Below are 21996 nucleotides of genomic sequence, written 5' to 3'. Positions count from 1 at the left end.
GTCCCCATCGAGGGCCAGCCCCCTCCCACATTGGACTGCATTCACACATCTAACGATGTGAATCCAATCAAGTGTGGGAGGGGGCTTGCCCCCGATGGGGCCTCTACAGGCGCTAGATCAGCGTCTCTATACGCAAAGAGTTGGTCGACCCCGGCTGCCCGAACGGCACCCCCGCTGTAATCACCAACGTATCCCCGCGCTGCGCCATGCCCTGAGCCTGGGCAATCTCCAGTGCCGTGGAACACACCTCATCCACCTGGCGCAGCCGATCATTGACCACCGAGTGCACGCCCCACGCCACGCTCAGCCGTCGCGCCGTGGACAGGTTCGGCGTGAGGTTAAGAATCGGCGCCACGGGCCGTTCCCGTGCAGCGCGCAGGCTGGAGCTGCCGGATTCGCTGTAGTTCACCAGCACCGCCACCGGCAGGATGCTGCTGATACGACGGATCGCGCAGCTGATGGCGTCCGACACGGTGGCATCGGCTTTGGGCCGGCTGACGTCCAGTTGCGCCTGGTAATCCGGACCGTTTTCCACTTGGCGGATGATCTTGCTCATCATCTGCACGGCTTCCAGCGGGTACTCGCCCGATGCGGTTTCTGCCGACAGCATCACCGCATCTGCGCCCTCGGCCACGGCGTTGGCCACGTCGGTGACTTCGGCACGGGTGGGCGCCGGTGAGAAACGCATGGATTCGAGCATCTGGGTGGCGACCACCACCGGTTTACCCAACTGACGGCAGGTGCTGATGATGTCCTTCTGGATCTGCGGCACGCTCTCGGCCGGTACTTCCACACCCAGGTCGCCTCTGGCCACCATGATCGCGTCGCTCAGTTCGGCGATTTCCCGCAGGCGCTGCACGGCCGAAGGCTTCTCGATCTTGGCCATCAGGAAGGCTTTGTCACCGATCAGCTCGCGGGCTTCGCGGATGTCTTCCGGGCGTTGCACGAACGACAACGCCACCCAGTCCACGCCCAGCTCCAGGCCGAAGCTCAGGTCACGGCGGTCCTTGGCGGTCAGAGGGCTCAGTTCCAACAGCGCTTGTGGCACGTTCACGCCCTTGCGGTCGGAAAGCTCACCGCCATTGAGCACGGTGGTATCAATGGCATCGGTGTGCTTGGTGATCACCCGCAGGCGCAGCTTGCCGTCGTCCAGCAGCAGGTCCATGCCCGGCTCCAGCGCTGCAATGATTTCCGGGTGGGGCAGGTTGACCCGGCGTTGGTCGCCCGGGGTCTCATCCAGGTCCAGGCGCAGGGCCTGGCCGCGCACCAATTGCACCTTGCCTTCGGCGAAACGCCCGACTCGCAGCTTCGGCCCTTGCAGGTCCATCAGGATGCCCAGCGGGTAGTTGAGCTGGCGCTCCACCTGGCGAATCCATTGGTAGCGCTGGGCGTGATCGGCGTGGTCACCGTGGCTGAAGTTGAGGCGGAAGATATTTACCCCGGCTTCTACCAGTTCGAGGATGTCATCGATCCCGTCGGTGGCCGGGCCCAGGGTGGCGAGGATCTTGACCTTTTTGTCAGGCGTCATGGGCAGTGCTCTCAAGGATCAGAATGGCGCGGAAGTCGTTGACGTTGGTGCGGGTTGGCTCGGTGACGATCAAGTCGTCGAGCGCCGCGAAATAGCCGTAGCCGTTGTTGTTATCCAACTCATCGCTGGCGCTCAGGCCCAAGGCTTCGGCGCGGCGGTAGCTGCAGGGCGTCATGATTGCGCCGGCGTTGTCTTCCGAACCGTCGATGCCGTCGGTGTCGCCGGCCAGTGCGTACACGCCGGGCAGGCCTTTGAGGCTGTCGGTCAGGCTCAGCAGAAATTCCGCATTGCGCCCGCCCCGGCCATTGCCGCGCACCGTGACGGTGGTTTCACCGCCGGACAGGATCACGCACGGCGCTGCCAACGGTTGGCCGTGCTGCACGATCTGCCGGGCAATGCCCGCGTGCACTTTGGCCACGTCCCGCGCTTCACCTTCCAGATCGCCGAGGATCAGCGGGCTGAAACCGGCCTGGCGTACTTTTACGGCCACGGCTTCCAGGGATTGCTGGGGGCGGGCGATCAATTGGAAGTGGCTGCGGGCGAGGATCGGATCGCCGGGTTTGACGGTTTCCGAGGCCGGGTTTTGCAGCCAGCTGCGCACGGAGGCGGGTGCGTCGATCCCGTAACGCTTGAGAATCGCCAGGGCTTGTTGCGAGGTGCTCGGGTCGCCGACGGTAGGGCCGGAGGCAATCACCGTGGCCTGGTCGCCCGGCACGTCGGAGATGGCGTAGGTGTACACCGTTGCCGGCCATGCGGCCTTGGCCAACCGACCGCCCTTGATTGCCGAGAGGTGCTTGCGCACGCAGTTCATCTCGCCAATGGTCGCGCCGGATTTAAGCAACGCCTTGTTGATGGTTTGTTTGTCCGCCAGGGTGATGCCTTCGGCGGGCAGGGCCAGCAATGCAGAGCCGCCGCCGGAGAGCAGGAAAATCACACGGTCGTCTTCGCCGAGGTTGCTGATCAACTCCAGCACGCGCTTGGCCACGGCCAGGCCGGCAGCATCGGGGACGGGGTGGGCGGCTTCAACCACTTCGATTTTTTTGCACGGTGCGCCATGGCCGTAGCGGGTGACCACCAGGCCAGTGACCTCGCCGTGCCAGCAGTTCTCGACGACGAGTGCCATGGCGGCGGCGGCTTTGCCGGCGCCGATCACGATCACGCGGCCGGTGCGGTCGGCGGGCAGAAAGGGTTCAAGGACTTGCCGGGGGTGGGCGGCGTCGATGGCTGTGGCAAACAGCTCGCGAAGCAGGTGTTGCGGATCGACCGACATAAGCGGGCTCCCGGGGATTTTTGTTATTAGAGGTGCAGCAATTTCAGATTTGGAATGCGATCAAGTGTGGGAGGGGGCTTGCCCCCCGATAGCGGTGTGTCAGACGTAGATGATTGGGCTGAAACACTGTCCTCAGGGGCAAGCCCCCTCCCACATTCAAGGTGTTTCCACTGGCGGGTTACTTATCGCGAATCGAGAAATTCGCCATATGCTCCAGCCCCTTGATCAGCGCCGAGTGATCCCAGTTGCCGCCACCAATTGCCGTGCACGTACTGAACACCTGCTGGGTACCGGCAGTGTTCGGCAGGTTGATCCCCAACTCCTTGGCTCCGGCCAGGGCCAGGTTCAGGTCTTTCTGGTGCAGGTTGATGCGGAAGCCAGGATCGAAGGTGCCCTTGATCATGCGTTCGCCGTGCACTTCCAGAATCTTCGACGAGGCAAACCCACCCATCAGCGCTTCACGCACCTTGGCCGGGTCGGCGCCGTTTTTCGAGGCAAACAGCAGCGCTTCGGCCACCGCCTGGATGTTCAGCGCAACGATGATCTGATTGGCCACTTTGGCCGTCTGGCCATCGCCATTGCCGCCGACCAGCGTGATGTTCTTGCCCATGCTCTGGAACAGCGGCAGGGCACGTTCGAAGGTCTGGGGCTCGCCGCCGACCATGATGCTCAGGGTGCCGGCCTTGGCGCCGACCTCACCGCCGGACACCGGTGCATCGAGGTACTGTGCACCGGTCTCGTTGATTTTCGCTGCGAATGCTTTGGTGGCCGTGGGCGAGATCGAACTCATGTCGATCACAACCTTGTTCGGCGACAAGCCAGCGGCGACGCCGTCGGCGCGGAACAGCACGTCATCGACCTGCGGGGTGTCGGGCACCATGACGATGATGAATTCGGCTTCCTGGGCGACTTGCTGCGGATTGGCCAGGGCCACTGCGCCAGCGTTGATCAGCTCGGCCGGCGCCTTGCCGTGGTGCTCGGAAAGAAACAGTTGGTGACCTGCTTTCTGCAGGTTCGCGGCCATGGGTTGGCCCATGATGCCGGTGCCGATAAATCCGATTTTAGCCATGGTGAAATCCTCTTCTTATGTGGGAGGGGGCTTGCCCCCGATGGCGGTGTGTCAGGCAAAACATTGCTGACTGACCCGCCGCTATCGGGGGCAAGCCCCCTCCTACAGGGTTTTGTGTGGTGTCTGTCAGATGGCGTTATGGGTTTTAAGCCAACCCAGGCCCGCTTCGGTGGTGGTCAACGGCTTGTACTCACAGCCGACCCAACCCGAGTAGCCAATCCGATCCAGATGCTCGAACAGGAAGCGATAGTTGATCTCGCCCGTGCCCGGCTCATTGCGCCCAGGGTTGTCCGCCAGCTGGATGTGGTTGATCTCATCCAGGTGCGTGGCCATGGTCCGGGCAAGGTCGCCTTCCATGATTTGCATGTGGTAGATGTCGTACTGCAGGAACAGGTTGGCACTGCCCACCTGCTCGCGGATCGACAGGGCTTGCGCTGTGGTGTTCAGGTAGAAGCCGGGGATGTCGCGGGTATTGATCATCTCCATCACCAGCTTGATGCCCGCTGCTTGCAGCTTGTCGGCGGCGTACTTGAGGTTGGCGACGAAGGTTTTTTCCAGGGTGTCGTCGTCAACGCCTTGTGGCCGAATGCCCGCCAGGCAGTTGATCTGGGTATTGCCCAGCACTTGGGCGTAAGCGATGGCCAGCTTGACCCCGGCGCGGAATTCCTCGACCCGGTCCGGGTGGCACGCCAGGCCGCGTTCGCCTTTGGCCCAGTCACCGGCTGGCAGGTTGAACAGCACCTGGGTCAGGCCGTTGGCGTCGAGGTGTGCCTTGATGTCAGCCGAGCTGAATTCATACGGGAACAGGTACTCGACACCTTCGAAACCGGCATCGGCGGCCGCTTTAAAACGGGCAAGGAAATCCTGTTCGGTAAACAGCATGGACAGGTTGGCGGCGAAACGCGGCATAAGGTTCTCCTTAATCGAGCAGGGAAATGGCAGTCGGCGCATCGTTGCCAACCAGGGCCAAGTCTTCGAATTCGTTGACGGCGTTGATCTCGGTGCCCATGGAAATATTGGTCACGCGCTCCAGAATGATTTCGACGATCACTGGCACCTTGAACTCTTCGATCATCTCCTGGGCCTTGCGCAGCGCCGGCTGGATCTGGCCTGGCTCGAATACACGCAGGGCCTTGCAACCCAGGCCTTCGGCGACGGCGACGTGGTCCACGCCATATCCATTGAGTTCCGGGGCGTTGAGGTTGTCGAAAGACAGCTGCACGCAGTAGTCCATTTCAAAGCCACGTTGTGCCTGACGGATCAAACCCAGGTAGGAATTGTTCACCACTACATGGATGTACGGCAGCTTGAACTGCGCGCCCACGGCCAGTTCTTCGATCATGAACTGGAAGTCATAGTCGCCGGATAACGCCACCACCTTGCGGCTCGGGTCGGCCTTGACCACGCCGAGTGCGGCGGGAATGGTCCAGCCCAGCGGGCCAGCCTGGCCGCAGTTGATCCAGTGGCGTGGCTTGTAGACGTGCAGGAACTGCGCGCCGGCAATCTGCGACAGGCCGATGGTGCTGACGTAGCAGGTGTCTTTGCCAAACACCTGGTTCATCTCTTCGTACACGCGCTGCGGCTTGACCGGCACGTTGTCGAAGTGAGTCTTGCGGTGCAGGGTGGCTTTGCGCTGCTGGCAGTCATGCAGCCAGGCACTTCGGTCCTTGAGCTTACCGGCGGCTTTCCACTCGCGGGCCACTTCGATAAACATTGTCAGCGCCGCACCGGCGTCGGAAACGATACCCAGGTCCGGGGTGAAAACACGACCAATCTGGGTCGGCTCAATGTCGACGTGGATGAACTTGCGGCCCTCGGTGTAGACCTCTACCGAACCGGTGTGGCGGTTGGCCCAGCGGTTGCCGATGCCCAGCACCACGTCCGACTTGAGCATGGTCGCGTTGCCATAACGGTGGGAGGTTTGCAGCCCGACCATACCCACCATCAGCGGGTGATCATCGGCGATGGTGCCCCAGCCCATCAGGGTTGGAATCACCGGGATACCGGTGAGTTCAGCGAATTCCACCAGCAGCTCGCTGGCATCGGCGTTGATCACGCCACCCCCGCTGACCAGCAACGGACGTTCGGCCTCGTCGAGCAGGGCCAGGGCTTTTTCGACCTGGATGCGTGTTGCCAGTGGTTTGGCCAGGGGCAGTGGCTGATAGGCGTCGATGTCGAATTCGATTTCGGCCATCTGCACGTCGAACGGCAGGTCGATCAGCACTGGGCCTGGTCGGCCGGAGCGCATTTCATAAAAGGCTTTCTGGAACGCGTAGGGCACCTGACCCGGTTCCAGGACGGTGGTCGCCCACTTGGTCACCGGCTTGACGATGCTGGTGATGTCCACGGCCTGGAAGTCTTCCTTGTGCATCCGTGCACGAGGGGCTTGGCCGGTGATGCACAGGATCGGGATCGAGTCGGCCGAGGCGCTGTAGAGGCCGGTGACCATGTCGGTGCCCGCTGGGCCCGAGGTGCCGATGCACACGCCGATATTCCCGGCCTTGGTGCGGGTGTAACCCTCGGCCATGTGCGAGGCGCCTTCAACGTGGCGAGCAAGGACGTGATCGATGCCACCCACCTTCTGCAAGGCTGAGTACAGCGGGTTGATCGCGGCGCCTGGGATGCCGAAGGCGGTGTCCACGCCTTCACGGCGCATGACGAGGACGGCGGCTTCGATTGCTCTCATTTTGCTCATGTTTTGGTGCCTCTTGCGTTTTGTAATTGTATACAAGTGGTGTCTGTTCAAAGTGTATTCACGGCGGGATGCGCAGGTCAATCCATTTTATTGATTGGTCTTTGCGTTCGTCGGAACGGCTTTTTTCGACGTATGGAGCCTTTGTGCGAAAATATTGTATACAAAAACAAATGTCATTGTGTTCTATTTGTTTGATCGAGCATCTGATCAAACAGACCTCCACCGCTTTCCCAATAACAAAAGAAGGACGGCACCATGAGCGCTTTAACCTTGAAGATTGCCACCCAACTGGCCAGCCAGGCCCTCACCGCAGGCCGCACGATTTCAGCGGCACCGCTGACCATCGCGGTCCTCGACAGCGGCGGCCACTTGATCACCCTGCAGCGCGAAGACGGCGCCAGCCTGCTGCGCCCGCAAATCGCCATCGGCAAGGCCTGGGGGGCGATTGCGTTGGGCAAGGGCTCGCGCTTGCTGGCACTGGATGCGCAGCAACGGCCTGCGTTTATTGCGGCGTTGAATAGCCTGGGGCAGGGCAGCGTCGTGCCGGCACCGGGTGGCGTGTTGATTCGGGATCAGGATGGGGCGGTACTGGGAGCAATCGGTATCAGTGGGGATACGTCGGATATTGATGAGCAGTGTGCGATCACGGCGATCGAGGGGGTGGGGTTGTGGGCGGATGCTGGGGTGTCAGCCTAATCGTCGGTGACTGTCAGGGCCCCATCGGGAGCAAGCCCCCTCGCACAATTTTGACCGCGTTCGCAGTTCAACATGTGGGAGGGGGCTTGCCCCCGATTGGCACCCACACCTCGGTGTATCAGTCGGGTTCACAGCCCTTGAGCACCAACCGAATAATGGTCTGCGCCGCCGCTTCGTAATCCGCTTCATCGAGCTTGGCCTTGCCGGTCACCGCCGAAATCTGCCAGTCGAAATCCGCATAGGTCTGCGTCGCCGCCCATATGCTGAACATTAGGTGATTTGGGTCGATCGCCGCAATCAACCCACGATCCACCCAGCTCTGGATGCATTGGATATTGTGCTTGGCCTGGGCGTTGAGCTGTTCGACCTGATCGCTGCTCAGGTGCGGGGCGCCGTGCATGATTTCGCTGGCGAACACCTTGGAGGCAAACGGCAAGTCGCGGGAGATGCGGATTTTCGAGCGGATGTAGTTGCTCAACACTTCTTTGGGGTCGCCGTCCGGATTGAACGGCGTGGAAGCGGCCAGGATCGGCTCGATAATGCTTTCGAGCACCTCGCGGTAGAGGTTGTCCTTGGACTTGAAGTAGTAATAGACGTTGGGCTTGGGCAGGCCGGCCTTGGCGGCAATGTCGCTGGTTTTGGTCGCGGCGAAGCCCTTGTCGGCAAACTCCTCGCTTGCCGCCCGCAGGATTTTTTCTTTGTTGCGCTCGCGAATGGTGCTCATAAACCAGGAGTTTCCTTGCCAATACCGGCGGTTGCGCATGGTAGCACCGGCTATCCGCGGGCCTCAACAATGTGCCCGCAACGCCTTGCGCCGCGTTATGCTCGCGCCATCCCCCCTTACGGAAGTGCGATTCATGGCAGGAAGCAGCTTGTTGGTGTTGATCGATGACATCGCCGCGGTACTCGATGACGTTGCCTTGATGACAAAAATGGCCGCGAAGAAGACCTCCGGCGTGCTGGGTGACGACCTGGCGCTCAACGCCCAGCAGGTTTCAGGTGTGCGCGCCGAGCGTGAAATTCCCGTGGTGTGGGCGGTGGCCAAGGGCTCGTTCGTCAATAAACTGATCCTGGTGCCCACCGCACTGTTGATCAGCGCCTTTGCGCCGTGGGCGGTGACGCCGCTGTTGATGCTCGGCGGCGCCTACCTGTGTTTTGAAGGCTTCGAGAAAGTCGCGCACAAATTCCTTCACAGCAAAGCTGAAGACCAGGCCGAGCACGCGCAGTTGGCCGACGCCGTAGCGGACCCGGCGACCGACCTGGTGGCGTTCGAAAAAGACAAGATCAAAGGCGCGATCCGCACCGACTTCATCCTCTCCGCCGAAATCATCGCCATTACCCTCGGTATTGTGGCTGACGCGCAGTTGACCCAGCAGGTTATCGTGCTGTCGGGCATCGCCATTGTCATGACCATCGGCGTCTATGGGCTGGTGGCCGGTATCGTCAAGCTGGACGACTTGGGTCTGTGGCTCGCCCAGAAGCCCGGTCAGGTAGCGCGCAGCATCGGTGGTGGGATCCTGAGTGCGGCGCCATACATGATGAAAAGCCTGTCGGTGATCGGCACGGCTGCGATGTTTATGGTCGGTGGCGGCATCCTCACCCACGGCGTACCGGTGGTGCATCACTGGATCGAATCGGTGAGTCAGAGCGCCGGCGCAATCGCTTGGTTGATGCCGACCTTGCTGAATGCGGTGGCGGGGATTATCGCCGGTGCGCTGGTGTTGATGATGGTGTCGCTGGTTCGCAAGGTATGGCAGCGCACTAAACGTCAGGCGTGAAGTTCGCAGTCACGCATGTGTGTTCAGGGCGCTATAAGGGCGTTCGGTCTGATCGTGGTGCCGCTTATCTCGGACCGGGTTGCAGCCCTGGATAGCCTTCTTCCGTGAAGCGTACAAGCATGCTCGCTTCGGAGTTCCAAAGGTGCATCTTGTCGTTGTTCGGAGTTGAAGCGTTGTGCGCTGATGGACTCTTAAAGCCAGTGTCTATGCGGTCGTTGTTGGGCGTCGAAAAGGCATGTGGGGTGCTATCAATGTATTTAAGTACCCGAAGAGCATTGGCTGCGATGTTCGCGCGGTCGTAGGGCGTGAGTTTATGCAACTCATGCTGGGGAACGCCGCCGACTTTGAGGAAAAACGCTTGGAGTTGAGTTTTAGTGAGCACAGAAGGCTTGGTGCTAGTGCCGAAAACCGAAGCAAAAAGCGGATCCTCGTAGAAGTCGTGATGGCTACGATAGTCACCCTCGTCCCGGCCGGTATTTTGGGTCGGCGGCGCGTGCTTTACTTCGTTCTGATGTGTGGAGGTAGTCGTCAGAACCTTGTCCACGTTTGAGTGTGTTACTGAAGCGCTGGATAACAGCATCTGTGTCGGCCTTTAAAATAAAGCGTCTGATGGGATGTTCTTTGGTTGGGGGCGTCTGCTGCTTCAGGCGTTAACTGAACCTGAGAGGCACACTCTTAGTATTGAGTTTTTCCCCAGGGATAGTTCCCGGGCAAAGTGTGCGTGCTCTGTGGGAGGTTGCTTGAGTCTGTTGTGCGAAAAAAAAGGCCATCCAGATTGCCTGGATGGCCTTTTAATTAAGCTAGAGGTGATTACTCGGCAATCTGCAACTTGCGCGATTCCGTGTAGATATACCGCACCTTCTCATACTCGAACGGCGAGTTCATCTGACCATAACGGAAGCTGGTCTGATAACGCTTGTCCACCGCGCGCAGGGCCCAGATTTCCGGGTGGTTGGAGCTGACTTCCGAGACGTTCAGGAAGTTGATCTGCGATTCCGCGGTGTAGTCCACCAGCAAGCCGCCGGTGTCGCGCAAGTTCGATGGGCCGAAGATCGGCAGTACCAAATACGCCCCGCCGGGGACGCCGTAGAAGCCCAGGGTCTGGCCGAAGTCTTCGCTCTGGCGTGGTAGGCCCATGGCGGTGGCCGGGTCCCACAGGCCGGCGATGCCGACGGTGGTGTTGAGCAGCAGGCGGCCAGTGGTCTCCAGGGAGCGGTGCCCCTTGAGTTGGAGCAAGCTGTTCAACAGGTTGGGCACGTCGCCCAGGTTGTTGAAGAAGTTGCTCACGCCGGTGCGCAGGAAGCTCGGGGTCACGTATTTGTAGCCGTCGACCACGGGCAGGAACACCCATTGGTCGAAGCGGTAGTTGAAGTGGTACACGCGACGGTTCCACGATTCGAGCGGGTCATACACGTTGAGGGCGTTGACGGACGAGCGTTCAAACTCGCGCTGGTCCAGACCCGGGTTGAATTTAAGTTTGCTTAACGGCTCTTTGAAACCGTCGGAATCCACCACGACCGGCGCGTGAGCCTTGCTGTTGTCGGCATTGGCTACGCCCGCGCACATCAGGGCGGCGAGCAGCAGAAGATATTTAGCCACGGAAGAACTCCAGCATGGCGTCGGCGTTGACGCGGTAATTGAGGTTGCCGCAGTGGCCGCCCAGTGGGTAGACGGTCAAGCGATCGCCGAAGGTTTTACGCAGGAAGCCAAGGTCGCCTGGGCCGAGGATTACGTCGTCGGCGTTGTGCATGACGGCGATTTTCGGGCTGGCGTGCAGGTAGTCCTTGAGGGCGTACAGGCTGACCTGGTCAACCAGTTGCAACAGGCTGCCGCCATCGGAACGGGCGCGCCACATCGGGATTACCTGTTCGGTGAGGTAGCAGTCGAAATCGCATTGCAGTGCACGCTTGAGGAACGGCGTAAGGCTGGTGCCTTCGGTGATCGGGTACTTCGGCGGGATGATCAGGCCGCGGCGGTTGATCAGGTCCGAGGTAAAGGCAATGTCGGCCGCCGAAAAGCGGAACGACGTGCCAATCAGCATGGCCATCTGTTCGTTGGTCAAGTGCTGCTTGGATTGCTGGAAGTCGTAGAGCAGGGCGTCGTTGAGGTCGATATAGCCCTTTTGCTGGAAGTAGCGAGTCAGCTTGTTCAGCACCAGTTCATAGAAGGTGGTGGTGTTGTTGATGCCCTTGACCTCGGTCTGTACCAGCTTGTCGAGGTTAGTGATCGAGGTATAGAGGTTGACCGGCGGGTTGAGCAACAGCACTTTCTTGAAGTTGAAGCTGCGGCGGGTCTCGTCCAGTTTGCTGACGAACGCCGCATCCAGCGCACCGAGGCTGTAGCCGGTGAGGTAGAAGTCGGTCACTGGCAGCGAGGCGTTTTGCGCACGCACGGCTTGCATCACGCGGTACATGTCTTCGGCGTCTTCCTGGGTGATCCCAGGGGTGGCGAAGCGCGAGGCGGCACTGATGAAGTCAAAGCTGGTAGGCGACGACAGTTGCACTACGTGATAGCCGGCTTGGTAATACAGTTTTTTCAGGTATTCGTTGATGCTGCTATCGAACCGCGCACCGGTGCCCGCGATCAGGAAGATCAGCGGCGCGGCGCGGTCTTGCTTGGCGATGCGGTAGGTGAGTTTCTTCACCGCCCAGAAGTTGTCCGGCAGGCTGAACTCGCGCTCTGGGCGCATGTTCAGGGTGTAGTCGGACTGGTTGATTTCGCTATCACTCGGCAATGTGGGCCGAAGGTCAGGCGGAGTGGTGGCGATGGTCGCTTCGAACGGGTTGGTCAAAGGGTAGCCATAGCTGGCTTGGTCGATATCGACCGCCAGTGCTGACGCACTCAAAAAAAGGCTGCCCAGTAAGGCAGCACAGCGCAAGGAACGGAGCATGACTTAATCCCTAAGAGGAAACGTGCTTAATGAAGTTCGCAGGCTATGACCACCGCGTTGCCACCGAAGTGCCAGCTCTCGGCACGAAAAGTCGGAAAATAACGTCGGAATCGGGGTAATAGTAGCGAGACGATACACTTTGCCATGCATTAGTGAACACTAATTGTGTGTATGCACCTTGCTAACGACCGCTGGCGCATTAAGCTGAGCGCCGTTTTTGCCTATCGGAGTGCTCCATGTCCCGCCGCTTGCCCTTGATTCTGCTGCTTATTGCCCTGCCGTTATGGCTGGCTGCCAGTTATGGCGCACGTTACGGCTTTATGGAAGATGGCCAGTGGGTCGGCATCTGTGCCGACGAGGCCAGCCGCTGGGAATGCCAGGTGCGTTCGAACCTGGGCTTGATGATTCACTTTAAGGTGCTGGGCTGGGCCGCACTGGTGACTTCGGTGCTGGCGTTTTTCGTGCCGGGTCGCGTGGGCTGGGGATTGGCAGTGCTGGGGCTGGTGTTCGGGTTCCCGGCCCTGGCGTTGTACAACACCACGTTTGCGGTGTTTGCGGTGGTGATTGCGGGGTTGCGGTTGGTCAGACAGCCGCGGGGCGCCTGATAAGGCCAATCGGGGGGCAATCCCTCTCCCTCCCTTGGAATGCGTTCTCATGTGGGAGGGGGCTTGCCCCCGATAGCGGTCTTAAGCCTTACGCATCCGCAAGCACCGCCACAAAGCCACAACCATCAACCCACTGACCACCGCCCAACCCCACGCCTGCTGGTTCAGCAAGCCTTCACGGTATAGTTGCGGCGCAATCCCGGCACCGATAATAAAGGTCAAGAGTGCAATCTCCCGGCGTGGCCCGGTCACCGGGCGAACCAGATACACCAACGCCGGCAGCAGCAGCGCCGCACTCGGGAAACTGCGGTAGCGTGGGTCAAACACCAGTGCCAGCATCATCACCGCACCGGCAAAGCCGGCGATTGCCACCAGCCAGCCCGCACGCTGTTCCAGCCAATTGAAGGCCCGCTCGCGCCAACCTTCCCGAGTGCTCAATGCCAGTGCTGCATGAGCCAATACCAGCAAGTTGAGCGTCATCAACAACGCCGCCCACACCCACTCATCATTAAATCGCGCAGTCACGCGGGTCAGTTCGGCCCAGGTTCCGATAGAGCAGGCCGCCACTGCGCCGAGCAGCGGCAGGGCCATGGCGGCGCGACTGCTGCGAACGCGACCACCGAGCACCAACGTCCCCAGCAGGATGACACCACCCACCCCCAACCACAGCGGCCAGTACGGCACGTTAGTCACCGGCCCGGCGAGGATGCCCTTTTCCTGGCGATCAGCATCGAACAAGCCCCAGTAGCCGCCTACCGCACCTTCGCTGGCACGTTTCCACGGCTGGTCAAACGCTTCGATCAGGTTGTAGCGCCAGCCATTGGCTTCGGCCATCGCCACAAAACCACGCATGAACTTGGCTTCATTGACTCGGCTCGGCACGGCTGTTTCACGCTGGCGACCCTCGCTGGGCCAGCCGGTTTCGCCGATCAGCACGTCCTTGGGCGCGAACTTGTTGCCGAAGGTCTGGCGCACATCGCCCACGTGCTTGAGGGCCTGGTCGATGCTCGAAGGATCATCTTCCCAATAGGGCAGTAGGTGAATGGTCAGGAAATCCACCGCCGGGGCGATTTCCGGGTGTTGCAGCCAGAACTCCCAGACATCGGCGTAAGTGACCGGTTGTTTGATCTGGCTTTTGACTGTCTGGATCAGTTTCACCAACTGCGCGGCGGTGACTTCCTTGCGCAACAGCGCTTCGTTGCCGACGATCACCGAGGTCACCACATCCGGGTTGGCGTTTGCCGCTGCGATCAACTCGTCGATTTCTTTTTCGGTGGCCACCGGATCACTGCTGACCCAAGCGCCGGCCATCACCTTGAGGCCATGTTTGCGCGCCATGCCTGGCAGGGCTTCCAGGCCGGTCATGGAGTAAGTGCGGATGCATTCGAATCGGGTGGCCAGTAGGGCCAGGTCGGCGTCCATCCGCTCGGGGCGTAGTTTGAACGGCTGGTCGAACGGGGATTGGTCTTTGTCGAACGGCGTGTAGGACGCGCATTGCAGTTTATGGCTGGCACTGGCGACATCCGGCAACACCACCGGACGGCCGAGGCCATACCAATAGCCGACCAGGGCCAGCAGGCCGAGGATCAGGGCGAAGAAATAGGGCAGGGCAGGGAAGCGGGCGTTCGCGGGCATGGTCGGCTTATCTGGGGGAGCAAAGGCGCGCATCTTACCCGGATTTGCCCTCTCCCAGTGGGGCTGCATAATTTTGACATGCAAAGTTCGGGCGGAATATTGACGCCATGTTCCAGGAAACGTCCTGCTGGCGATGTGATGTCGTTTCTTGCTTGCATAAGGTCGCTGACAGAGCAGGTCGACGGCTTCTGCGGGTTGATGATCAGGGTGTCAGTACTCAACTGATGTCGCAGCCACCGGATCGATGCGCGTGAACGGGGCGCGGTGCACTACATAACAACAGGTTGACGTCGCTCGGCATCCGTCGAGCGCAGCACTTTCGGGGAAGTACGATGAAGATGCGACGACTCTTGGGCGCAGCTGCCACTCTGGTAGTTGCGATGAGCTCCACACTGGCCAGCGCCGACAGCAAAACCCTGAGCATCGGCTACGTTGATGGTTGGTCGGACAGCGTTGCCACCACCCACGTGGCGGCAGAAGTGATCAAACAAAAGCTCGGTTATGACGTGAAACTGCAGGCGGTTGCCACCGGCATCATGTGGCAGGGCGTGGCGACCGGCAAACTCGATGCCATGCTTTCCGCCTGGCTGCCCGTGACTCACGGTGAATACTGGACCAAGAACAAGGACAAGGTGGTCGATTACGGCCCCAACTTCAAGGATGCGAAAATCGGGCTGATCGTGCCGGAGTACGTCAAGGCCAAGTCCATCGAAGACCTCAAGACCGACACCACCTTCAAGAACAAAATCGTTGGTATCGACGCCGGTTCAGGCGTGATGCTCAAGACCGACGAAGCGATCAAGGCCTACGGCCTGGACTACAAACTGCAGGCCAGCTCGGGCGCAGCAATGATCGCCGAACTGACCCGTGCCGAAGACAAACAGGAATCCATTGCGGTCACCGGTTGGGTGCCACACTGGATGTTCGCCAAGTGGAAACTGCGTTTCCTGGAAGATCCAAAAGGGATTTATGGTGCTGCTGAAACCGTCAACAGCATCGGCAGCAAGGGCCTGGAGAAGAAAGCGCCGGAAGTCGCGGCCTTCCTGAAGAAATTCCAGTGGGCCTCCAAGGACGAAATCGGCGAAGTCATGTTGGCTATCCAAGAAGGTGCCAAGCCTGATGCAGCGGCCAAGGACTGGGTCGCCAAGCACCCTGAGCGTGTAGCCGAGTGGACCGGTAAATAACCCCCCAATGCCTTGATACAACCCCAGTGGGAGGGGGCTTGCTCCCGATTGCGGTGTGTCAGTCGTCAATGATCTGACTGGCTCACCGCGATCGGGAGCGAGCCCTCTCCCACATTATTTTCGTCATCCGCAAATGTTTCTTTGCCCTCCCAATCCCTCGCTACACTTCCTCTAATACTAAGGTCGTCTGGAACCTGTTCCGCAGCCGCATACAGTGGCTATGTTCCAATAATAAAAAAGCTGTGCTGCGAGGATAAAAACAATGAACGACAGCATTTACCTCTCGATTCAAAACAGCCCTCGTTTCAAGGAGCTGGTGAGAAAAAGGGAAAGGTTCGCCTGGATTCTCTCGGCGATCATGCTAGGGCTTTACTCCGGATTCATCCTGTTGATCGCCTACGGGCCGCAAGTGCTAGGGGCCAAACTGAGCCCTGGTTCATCTATTACGTGGGGTATCCCTATTGGGGTCGGGCTGATTGTCTCGGCCTTTGTCCTCACCGGCATCTACGTACGACGCGCCAACGGCGAATTCGACGACCTGAACAATGCGATTCTCAAGGAGGCTGCGCAATGATCCGTCGTCTATTGGCTGTATTCGGCGCTTCGGTCTTCGCGCCCGCTGTGTGGGCGGCGGATGCATTGACTGGTGAAGTGCACAAACAACCGCTGAATATCGCAGCGATCCTGATGTTCGTGGCCTTTGTCGGCGCGACGTTGTGCATCACCTACTGGGCGTCCAAGCGCAACAACTCGGCGGCCGACTATTACGCGGCCGGCGGCAAGATCACCGGTTTCCAGAATGGCCTGGCGATTGCCGGCGACTATATGTCGGCCGCGTCCTTCCTGGGTATTTCCGCGCTGGTGTTCACCTCTGGCTACGATGGCCTGATCTACTCGATCGGCTTCCTGGTGGGCTGGCCGATCATTCTGTTCCTGATCGCCGAGCGCCTGCGTAACCTGGGCAAGTACACCTTTGCTGACGTAGCGTCCTACCGCCTCGGCCAAACCCAGATCCGCAGCCTGTCGGCCTGTGGCTCCCTGGTGGTGGTGGCGTTTTACCTGATCGCTCAGATGGTGGGTGCGGGCAAGCTGATCCAACTGCTGTTCGGTCTGGACTACCACGTCGCGGTGATCCTGGTCGGTATCCTGATGTGCATGTACGTGCTGTTTGGCGGCATGTTGGCGACGACTTGGGTACAGATCATCAAGGCAGTGCTGCTGCTGTCCGGTGCCTCGTTCATGGCGCTGATGGTGATGAAGCACGTCAACTTCGACTTCAACATGCTGTTCTCCGAGGCAATCAAGGTTCACCCTAAAGGTGAAGCGATCATGAGCCCCGGCGGCCTGGTGAAGGACCCGATCTCCGCGTTCTCCCTTGGCTTGGCACTGATGTTCGGTACCGCCGGCCTGCCGCACATCCTGATGCGCTTCTTCACCGTAAGCGACGCCAAGGAAGCGCGTAAGAGCGTGCTGTATGCCACTGGCTTCATCGGCTACTTCTATATCCTGACCTTTATCATCGGCTTCGGCGCGATCCTGCTGGTCAGCACCAACCCGGCGTTCAAGGATGCTGCAGGCGCTCTGTTGGGCGGTAACAACATGGCGGCGGTGCACCTGGCTAACGCGGTGGGCGGCAGTATCTTCCTGGGCTTTATCTCGGCCGTGGCCTTCGCCACCATCCTCGCGGTAGTGGCCGGCTTGACCCTGGCCGGTGCTTCGGCGGTGTCCCATGACCTGTACGCCAGCGTGATCAAGAAAGGCAAGGCCAACGAAAAGGATGAGATTCGCGTGTCGAAGATCACCACCATCGCCCTCGCAGTGTTGGCGATCGGCCTGGGCATCCTGTTCGAAAGCCAGAACATTGCGTTCATGGTCGGCCTGGCGTTCTCGATTGCGGCCAGCTGTAACTTCCCGGTGTTGCTGCTTTCCATGTACTGGAAAAACCTCACCACCCGTGGCGCCATGATCGGTGGCTGGTTGGGCTTGATCAGCGCCGTTGGCCTGATGGTGCTGGGTCCGACCATCTGGGTCTCGATCCTGCATCATGAAAAAGCCATCTTCCCGTACGAATACCCAGCGCTGTTCTCGATGATCATCGCGTTTGTGGGTATCTGGTTCTTCTCCATCACCGACAAGTCGGCGGCGGCAGAGAAAGAGCGTGCGCTGTACTTCCCGCAGTTTGTGCGTTCGCAGACTGGCCTGGGGGCGAGTGGGGCGGTTAACCACTAAGGTTGAAGCTGGATAAGGAAATGCCCCGGTCGAAAGGCCGGGGCATTTTTTTGTCTGGAGGTTATGAGGTGCTTGTGCCAATGCCATCGGGGGCAAGCCTCCTCCTGCAGTTAACCGAGTGCATCATTTGGAATGCACTTCAATGTGGGAGGTGGCTTGCCCCTGATGGTGGTAGATCAGTCGACACAAATAAAAACGGCCTCCACTGAGGGAGGCCGTTTTCGGTGCTGCTAAAAGGTGCTTACTTGCGATCTTCCAGCTTGGAGATGTCACGCGACTCGTAGCCGGTGTACAGCTGGCGCGGACGGCCAATCTTGTACGGGCTGGAGAGCATTTCTTTCCAGTGGGAGATCCAGCCCACGGTGCGGGCCAGGGCGAAGATTACGGTGAACATGCTGGTTGGAATGCCGATCGCCTTGAGGATGATCCCCGAGTAGAAGTCGACGTTCGGGTACAGCGAGCGTTCGATGAAGTATGGGTCGGTCAGGGCGATCTCTTCCAGGCGCATGGCCAGTTCGAGTTGCGGATCGTTCTTGATGCCCAGTTCCTTCAATACTTCGTCGCAGGTCTGCTTCATCACGGTCGCGCGCGGGTCGCGGTTCTTGTAGACCCGGTGACCGAAGCCCATCAACTTGAACGGATCGTTCTTGTCTTTGGCCTTGGCGATGAACTTGTCGATGTTGGACACATCGCCGATTTCATCGAGCATGGTCAATACGGCTTCGTTCGCACCGCCGTGGGCAGGGCCCCACAGTGCGGCGATACCGGCGGCGATACAGGCGAACGGGTTGGCACCCGAAGAGCCTGCCAGGCGTACGGTGGACGTCGAGGCGTTTTGCTCGTGGTCGGCGTGGAGGATGAAGATCCGGTCCATGGCCTTGGCGAGTACCGGGCTGATCGGTTTGATCTCGCACGGGGTGTTGAACATCATGTGCAGGAAGTTTTCCGCGTACGTCAGGTCGTTGCGCGGGTACATCATGGGTTGACCCATGGAGTACTTGTAAACCATTGCGGCCAGAGTCGGCATCTTGGCAACCAGGCGGATCGCGGAGATTTCGCGATGCTGCGGGTTATTGATGTCGAGGGAGTCGTGATAGAAGGCTGACAGGGCGCCAACCACACCGCACATGACGGCCATCGGATGGGCGTCGCGACGGAAGCCGTTGAAGAAGGTCTTCAACTGCTCGTGAACCATGGTGTGGTTCTTTACAGTGCTGACGAACTGGGCTTTTTGCTCGGCTGTTGGCAGTTCGCCATTTAGCAGCAGGTAGCAGGTTTCCAGGTAGTCCGACTTTTCAGCCAGTTGCTCGATCGGGTAGCCCCGATGCAGCAGAATGCCATTGTCGCCGTCGATATAGGTGATCTTCGACTCGCAAGAGGCGGTCGACATGAAGCCTGGGTCGAAAGTGAAACGGCCCGTGGCCGTCAGGCCCCGTACGTCGATAACATCGGGACCAACGGTGCCGGTTAAAATGGGCAGCTCGACGGGGGCTGCGCCCTCGATGATCAACTGCGCTTTTTTGTCAGCCATGTGGCCTCCTATTTATGCTTCAAATCATCAGACAGACCCCCCACGCAGGGCCCGCACCACTATAGTGAGATAAATTCAGATGTCAATTTGCCTAAAGTCTTGCTCCAGAAGGCTTTAACCGTACTTTTTCCTCGAAATTGACTGCCATTTACGCCTTTTATCTCGCCAGCGCAATCCGCTATTAGGGTGAGGAGCGCGCGTTGTCATTAGTAACCTAACTGTCTATACTCGGCCACCGACCGCCAAGGGCTTTTGGGCTTGCTTTCATTGGGGGTCGCACTCCCTGGGTGGTGCTTACCTGACCAGTGCACTCCCCAACAACTTTGCCCTGATTGTTAGGGGCTCTTCAGTGTGAAAAAAAGCCGTGAATAGCCAACGACCTGTAAACCTAGACCTAAGGACCATCAAACTCCCCATCACCGGCGTTACGTCGTTCCTGCACCGTGTTTCCGGCATCATCCTGTTCCTGGGCTTGGGCATCATGCTTTATGCATTGAGCAAATCCCTGGGTTCCGAGGAAGGTTACGCCGAGGTGAAGGCATGCTTGACCAGCCCGCTGGCCAAGTTCGTAGCATGGGGCCTCCTGTCCGCTCTGCTTTATCACCTGGTAGCCGGTGTGCGCCACTTGATCATGGATGCGGGTATCGGTGAGACGCTGGAAGGCGGCCGCCTGGGCTCGAAAATCATCATCGCCATTTCCGTGGTGCTGATCGTTCTGGCAGGAGTTTGGATATGGTAACCAGCGTTACGAACCTTTCGCGTTCAGGCCTCTATGACTGGATGGCACAGCGTGTGTCTGCGGTCGTTCTCGCGGCTTATTTCATTTTCCTGATCGGATACCTCGTCGCAAATCCGGGCATCGGCTATGAGCAATGGCACGGCCTGTTTTCCCACAATGCGATGCGAATCTTCAGCCTGCTGGCCCTTGTAGCCCTGGGCGCTCACGCCTGGGTTGGCATGTGGACCATTGCGACTGACTACTTGACGCCTATGGCGCTGGGCAAGTCCGCAACCGCAGTCCGTTTCCTCTTCCAGGCAGTATGCGGCATTGCGATGTTCGCTTACTTCGTCTGGGGTGTGCAGATTCTTTGGGGTATCTGATTCATGGCTAACATTCCAACTATTTCCTTCGACGCCATCATTATTGGTGGCGGCGGTGCTGGCATGCGCGCAGCGCTGCAGCTGGCCCAGGGTGGTCACAAGACTGCCGTGATCACCAAGGTGTTCCCGACCCGCTCCCACACCGTATCGGCCCAGGGTGGCATCACCTGCGCCATCGCCTCCGCCGATCCAAACGATGACTGGCGCTGGCACATGTACGATACCGTCAAGGGTTCCGACTACATCGGTGACCAGGACGCTATCGAATACATGTGTCAGGAAGGTCCGGCTGCGGTGTTCGAGCTGGACCACATGGGCCTGCCGTTTTCCCGTACCGAGCAAGGTCGTATCTACCAACGTCCATTCGGCGGTCAGTCGAAGGATTACGGTAAAGGTGGCCAAGCTGCCCGTACCTGCGCTGCGTCCGACCGTACCGGTCATGCGCTGCTGCACACCCTTTATCAGGGCAACCTGAAAGCTGGCACCACGTTCCTGAACGAGTACTACGCGGTTGACCTGGTGAAGAACGCCGACGGTGCATTTGTTGGTGTTATCGCCATCTGCATCGAGACCGGTGAAACCACCTACATCCGTGCCAAGGCTACTGTTCTGGCAACTGGCGGTGCAGGCCGTATCTACGCGTCGACCACTAATGCCCTGATCAACACCGGTGACGGCGTTGGCATGGCATTGCGTGCTGGCGTGCCCGTGCAAGACATCGAAATGTGGCAGTTCCACCCGACCGGCATCGCCGGCGCCGGTGTACTGGTGACTGAAGGTTGCCGTGGTGAAGGTGGTTACCTGATCAACAAACACGGCGAGCGTTTCATGGAGCGTTATGCTCCGAACGCGAAAGACCTCGCGGGTCGTGACGTTGTAGCTCGCTCCATGGTTAAAGAGATCATCGCCGGTAACGGCTGTGGCCCGAATGGCGACCACGTTCTGCTGAAGCTCGATCACCTGGGTGAAGAAGTACTGCACAGCCGCCTGCCGGGTATCTGTGAACTGTCCAAGACCTTTGCCCACGTTGACCCAGTGGTTGCTCCGGTTCCGGTTGTTCCAACCTGCCACTACATGATGGGCGGTGTTCCGACCAACATTCATGGCCAGGCGATCACCCAGAACGCCGACGGCGTTGACGAGATCATCCACGGTCTGTTCGCAGTAGGCGAAGTGGCTTGCGTATCGGTACACGGTGCCAACCGTCTTGGCGGCAACTCGCTGCTCGACCTGGTGGTATTCGGTCGCGCGGCCGGCCTGCACCTGGAAAAAGCGCTGACCGACGGCATCGAATACGATGACGCTACCGACGCTAACATCGAGGCTGCCTTGGCCCGCCTGAACGCTCTGAACGAGCGCACTGATGGCGAAGACGTGGCAACTCTGCGTCGTGAGCTGCAAAGCTGCATGCAGAACTACTTCGGCGTATTCCGTACCGGCGAATACATGCAGAAGGGTATTGCCCAGCTGGCCGATCTGCGCAAGCGCATCGCCAACGTCAAGATCAACGATAAGAGCCAGGCGTTCAACACCGCTCGTATCGAAGCCCTTGAACTGCAAAACCTGCTGGAAGTGGCTGAAGCGACTGCGATCGCCGCCGAGGTTCGTAAAGAATCCCGTGGTGCTCACGCTCGTGAAGACTTTGAAGACCGCGATGACGAAAACTGGTTGTGCCACACCCTGTACTTCCCGGGTGACAAGCGCGTAACCAAGCGTGCCGTGAACTTCTCGCCGAAGACGGTTCCGACGTTTGAACCGAAGATTCGGACTTACTAAGGGTGGCTG

At 59.4% G+C, this 21996-nt stretch carries 20 protein-coding genes; 9 read left to right on the top strand and 11 right to left on the bottom strand.

Annotated elements, in window-relative coordinates:
- Nucleotides 1-112: 112 nt before the first annotated feature.
- The 5 genes from pyk to gcl form a co-directional block, all read right to left on the bottom strand.
- Complete coding sequence (gene pyk / locus ACKZ62_RS19735) at nt 113-1528, bottom strand: pyruvate kinase (protein WP_095184248.1); 1416 nt, start codon at nt 1526-1528, stop codon at nt 113-115.
- The gene (locus tag ACKZ62_RS19730; protein ID WP_032889128.1) at nt 1518-2798 is read right to left on the bottom strand and encodes a glycerate kinase type-2 family protein; all 1281 of its coding nucleotides are present in this window, start codon (nt 2796-2798) and stop codon (nt 1518-1520) included. The genes pyk and ACKZ62_RS19730 overlap by 11 nt, the downstream gene beginning before the upstream one ends.
- A 178-nt stretch (nt 2799-2976) precedes the next feature.
- Nucleotides 2977-3867, bottom strand: a complete 891-nt coding sequence (locus ACKZ62_RS19725) for a 2-hydroxy-3-oxopropionate reductase (RefSeq protein WP_032889129.1) — start codon at nt 3865-3867, stop codon at nt 2977-2979.
- A gap of 126 nt (nt 3868-3993) precedes the next feature.
- Nucleotides 3994-4776 carry a hydroxypyruvate isomerase gene (hyi, locus tag ACKZ62_RS19720; RefSeq protein WP_032889131.1) on the bottom strand — a complete coding sequence of 261 codons (783 nt, stop codon included), beginning with the start codon at nt 4774-4776 and terminating at the stop codon, nt 3994-3996.
- A 10-nt stretch (nt 4777-4786) separates the two neighbouring features.
- Complete coding sequence (gcl, locus tag ACKZ62_RS19715; protein ID WP_447095697.1) at nt 4787-6562, bottom strand: glyoxylate carboligase; 1776 nt, start codon at nt 6560-6562, stop codon at nt 4787-4789.
- Between the two features lie 255 nt (nt 6563-6817).
- On the opposite strand from gcl, the gene ACKZ62_RS19710 reads away from it, so the two are divergent.
- The gene (locus ACKZ62_RS19710; RefSeq protein ID WP_095184250.1) at nt 6818-7258 is read left to right on the top strand and encodes a GlcG/HbpS family heme-binding protein; all 441 of its coding nucleotides are present in this window, start codon (nt 6818-6820) and stop codon (nt 7256-7258) included.
- Between the two features lie 118 nt (nt 7259-7376).
- On the opposite strand, the gene ACKZ62_RS19705 is transcribed toward ACKZ62_RS19710, so the two are convergent.
- Entirely contained in the window at nt 7377-7982 is a 606-nt protein-coding gene (locus tag ACKZ62_RS19705) for a TetR/AcrR family transcriptional regulator (protein ID WP_032889137.1), read from the bottom strand.
- 133 nt (nt 7983-8115) lie between these two features.
- Here ACKZ62_RS19705 and ACKZ62_RS19700 point away from each other — a divergent pair, with 133 nt between their 5' ends.
- On the top strand, nt 8116-9036 hold the full coding sequence (locus ACKZ62_RS19700) for a DUF808 domain-containing protein (RefSeq protein WP_099601481.1): 921 nt from the start codon (nt 8116-8118) through the stop codon (nt 9034-9036).
- Between the two features lie 64 nt (nt 9037-9100).
- Here the strand turns inward: ACKZ62_RS19700 and ACKZ62_RS19695 are convergent, their stop codons facing one another.
- The 3 genes from ACKZ62_RS19695 to ACKZ62_RS19685 form a co-directional block, all read right to left on the bottom strand.
- Nucleotides 9101-9616 (bottom strand): hypothetical protein, encoded by a 516-nt coding sequence (locus ACKZ62_RS19695; protein ID WP_447095696.1) that lies wholly within the window; start codon nt 9614-9616, stop codon nt 9101-9103.
- 230 nt (nt 9617-9846) lie between these two features.
- On the bottom strand, nt 9847-10635 hold the full coding sequence (locus tag ACKZ62_RS19690; RefSeq protein ID WP_032889141.1) for an MlaA family lipoprotein: 789 nt from the start codon (nt 10633-10635) through the stop codon (nt 9847-9849).
- On the bottom strand, nt 10628-11926 hold the full coding sequence (locus tag ACKZ62_RS19685) for a lipid asymmetry maintenance lipase MlaY (RefSeq protein ID WP_032889143.1): 1299 nt from the start codon (nt 11924-11926) through the stop codon (nt 10628-10630). The genes ACKZ62_RS19690 and ACKZ62_RS19685 overlap by 8 nt, the downstream gene beginning before the upstream one ends.
- A 236-nt stretch (nt 11927-12162) precedes the next feature.
- On the opposite strand from ACKZ62_RS19685, the gene ACKZ62_RS19680 reads away from it, so the two are divergent.
- Nucleotides 12163-12531 carry a hypothetical protein gene (locus ACKZ62_RS19680; RefSeq protein WP_095184252.1) on the top strand — a complete coding sequence of 123 codons (369 nt, stop codon included), beginning with the start codon at nt 12163-12165 and terminating at the stop codon, nt 12529-12531.
- Between the two features lie 81 nt (nt 12532-12612).
- Here the strand turns inward: ACKZ62_RS19680 and ACKZ62_RS19675 are convergent, their stop codons facing one another.
- Nucleotides 12613-14166: a glycoside hydrolase family 17 protein gene (locus ACKZ62_RS19675; RefSeq protein ID WP_122752715.1), complete on the bottom strand. Its 1554-nt coding sequence runs from the start codon at nt 14164-14166 to the stop codon at nt 12613-12615.
- A gap of 332 nt (nt 14167-14498) precedes the next feature.
- Here ACKZ62_RS19675 and ACKZ62_RS19670 point away from each other — a divergent pair, with 332 nt between their 5' ends.
- The 3 genes from ACKZ62_RS19670 (at nt 14499) to ACKZ62_RS19660 (ending at nt 17579) form a co-directional block, all read left to right on the top strand.
- Nucleotides 14499-15350: a glycine betaine ABC transporter substrate-binding protein gene (locus ACKZ62_RS19670; RefSeq protein ID WP_032889150.1), complete on the top strand. Its 852-nt coding sequence runs from the start codon at nt 14499-14501 to the stop codon at nt 15348-15350.
- 262 nt (nt 15351-15612) lie between these two features.
- Nucleotides 15613-15924: a DUF485 domain-containing protein gene (locus ACKZ62_RS19665; RefSeq protein WP_027607054.1), complete on the top strand. Its 312-nt coding sequence runs from the start codon at nt 15613-15615 to the stop codon at nt 15922-15924.
- The gene (locus ACKZ62_RS19660) at nt 15921-17579 is read left to right on the top strand and encodes a cation acetate symporter (protein WP_095184254.1); all 1659 of its coding nucleotides are present in this window, start codon (nt 15921-15923) and stop codon (nt 17577-17579) included. The genes ACKZ62_RS19665 and ACKZ62_RS19660 overlap by 4 nt, the downstream gene beginning before the upstream one ends.
- A 241-nt stretch (nt 17580-17820) precedes the next feature.
- On the opposite strand, the gene gltA is transcribed toward ACKZ62_RS19660, so the two are convergent.
- Nucleotides 17821-19110: a citrate synthase gene (gene gltA, locus ACKZ62_RS19655; RefSeq protein ID WP_032889154.1), complete on the bottom strand. Its 1290-nt coding sequence runs from the start codon at nt 19108-19110 to the stop codon at nt 17821-17823.
- Between the two features lie 364 nt (nt 19111-19474).
- On the opposite strand from gltA, the gene sdhC reads away from it, so the two are divergent.
- Genes sdhC through sdhA form a run of 3 tightly spaced genes read left to right on the top strand, consistent with a single transcriptional unit; the run spans nt 19475 to nt 21987 of the window.
- Complete coding sequence (sdhC, locus tag ACKZ62_RS19650; RefSeq protein WP_016979564.1) at nt 19475-19849, top strand: succinate dehydrogenase, cytochrome b556 subunit; 375 nt, start codon at nt 19475-19477, stop codon at nt 19847-19849.
- On the top strand, nt 19843-20211 hold the full coding sequence (gene sdhD / locus ACKZ62_RS19645) for a succinate dehydrogenase, hydrophobic membrane anchor protein (protein ID WP_032889156.1): 369 nt from the start codon (nt 19843-19845) through the stop codon (nt 20209-20211). Before sdhC ends, sdhD begins: the two co-directional genes overlap by 7 nt.
- A gap of 3 nt (nt 20212-20214) precedes the next feature.
- Nucleotides 20215-21987 carry a succinate dehydrogenase flavoprotein subunit gene (sdhA, locus tag ACKZ62_RS19640; protein ID WP_032889157.1) on the top strand — a complete coding sequence of 591 codons (1773 nt, stop codon included), beginning with the start codon at nt 20215-20217 and terminating at the stop codon, nt 21985-21987.
- Nucleotides 21988-21996: the final 9 nt, after the last annotated feature.

The sequence above is a fragment of the Pseudomonas sivasensis genome (assembly GCF_052938085.1).
This window is presented reverse-complemented; position numbering and strand designations above follow the sequence as displayed.

What these genes read in the sequence shown, in the direction of transcription:
- ACKZ62_RS19680 (WP_095184252.1), top strand. Translation starts at nt 12,163, where the DNA reads ATGTCCCGCCGCTTGCCCTTGATTCTGCTGCTTATTGCCCTGCCGTTA.
- hyi (WP_032889131.1), bottom strand. Translation starts at nt 4,776, where the DNA reads ATGCCGCGTTTCGCCGCCAACCTGTCCATGCTGTTTACCGAACAGGAT.
- sdhA (WP_032889157.1), top strand. Translation starts at nt 20,215, where the DNA reads ATGGCTAACATTCCAACTATTTCCTTCGACGCCATCATTATTGGTGGC.
- ACKZ62_RS19710 (WP_095184250.1), top strand. Translation starts at nt 6,818, where the DNA reads ATGAGCGCTTTAACCTTGAAGATTGCCACCCAACTGGCCAGCCAGGCC.
- gcl (WP_447095697.1), bottom strand. Translation starts at nt 6,562, where the DNA reads ATGAGCAAAATGAGAGCAATCGAAGCCGCCGTCCTCGTCATGCGCCGT.
- ACKZ62_RS19670 (WP_032889150.1), top strand. Translation starts at nt 14,499, where the DNA reads ATGAAGATGCGACGACTCTTGGGCGCAGCTGCCACTCTGGTAGTTGCG.
- ACKZ62_RS19665 (WP_027607054.1), top strand. Translation starts at nt 15,613, where the DNA reads ATGAACGACAGCATTTACCTCTCGATTCAAAACAGCCCTCGTTTCAAG.
- sdhD (WP_032889156.1), top strand. Translation starts at nt 19,843, where the DNA reads ATGGTAACCAGCGTTACGAACCTTTCGCGTTCAGGCCTCTATGACTGG.
- ACKZ62_RS19685 (WP_032889143.1), bottom strand. Translation starts at nt 11,926, where the DNA reads ATGCTCCGTTCCTTGCGCTGTGCTGCCTTACTGGGCAGCCTTTTTTTG.
- ACKZ62_RS19695 (WP_447095696.1), bottom strand. Translation starts at nt 9,616, where the DNA reads ATGCTGTTATCCAGCGCTTCAGTAACACACTCAAACGTGGACAAGGTT.
- ACKZ62_RS19730 (WP_032889128.1), bottom strand. Translation starts at nt 2,798, where the DNA reads ATGTCGGTCGATCCGCAACACCTGCTTCGCGAGCTGTTTGCCACAGCC.
- ACKZ62_RS19700 (WP_099601481.1), top strand. Translation starts at nt 8,116, where the DNA reads ATGGCAGGAAGCAGCTTGTTGGTGTTGATCGATGACATCGCCGCGGTA.
- ACKZ62_RS19705 (WP_032889137.1), bottom strand. Translation starts at nt 7,982, where the DNA reads ATGAGCACCATTCGCGAGCGCAACAAAGAAAAAATCCTGCGGGCGGCA.
- ACKZ62_RS19660 (WP_095184254.1), top strand. Translation starts at nt 15,921, where the DNA reads ATGATCCGTCGTCTATTGGCTGTATTCGGCGCTTCGGTCTTCGCGCCC.
- ACKZ62_RS19725 (WP_032889129.1), bottom strand. Translation starts at nt 3,867, where the DNA reads ATGGCTAAAATCGGATTTATCGGCACCGGCATCATGGGCCAACCCATG.
- gltA (WP_032889154.1), bottom strand. Translation starts at nt 19,110, where the DNA reads ATGGCTGACAAAAAAGCGCAGTTGATCATCGAGGGCGCAGCCCCCGTC.
- ACKZ62_RS19675 (WP_122752715.1), bottom strand. Translation starts at nt 14,166, where the DNA reads ATGCCCGCGAACGCCCGCTTCCCTGCCCTGCCCTATTTCTTCGCCCTG.
- pyk (WP_095184248.1), bottom strand. Translation starts at nt 1,528, where the DNA reads ATGACGCCTGACAAAAAGGTCAAGATCCTCGCCACCCTGGGCCCGGCC.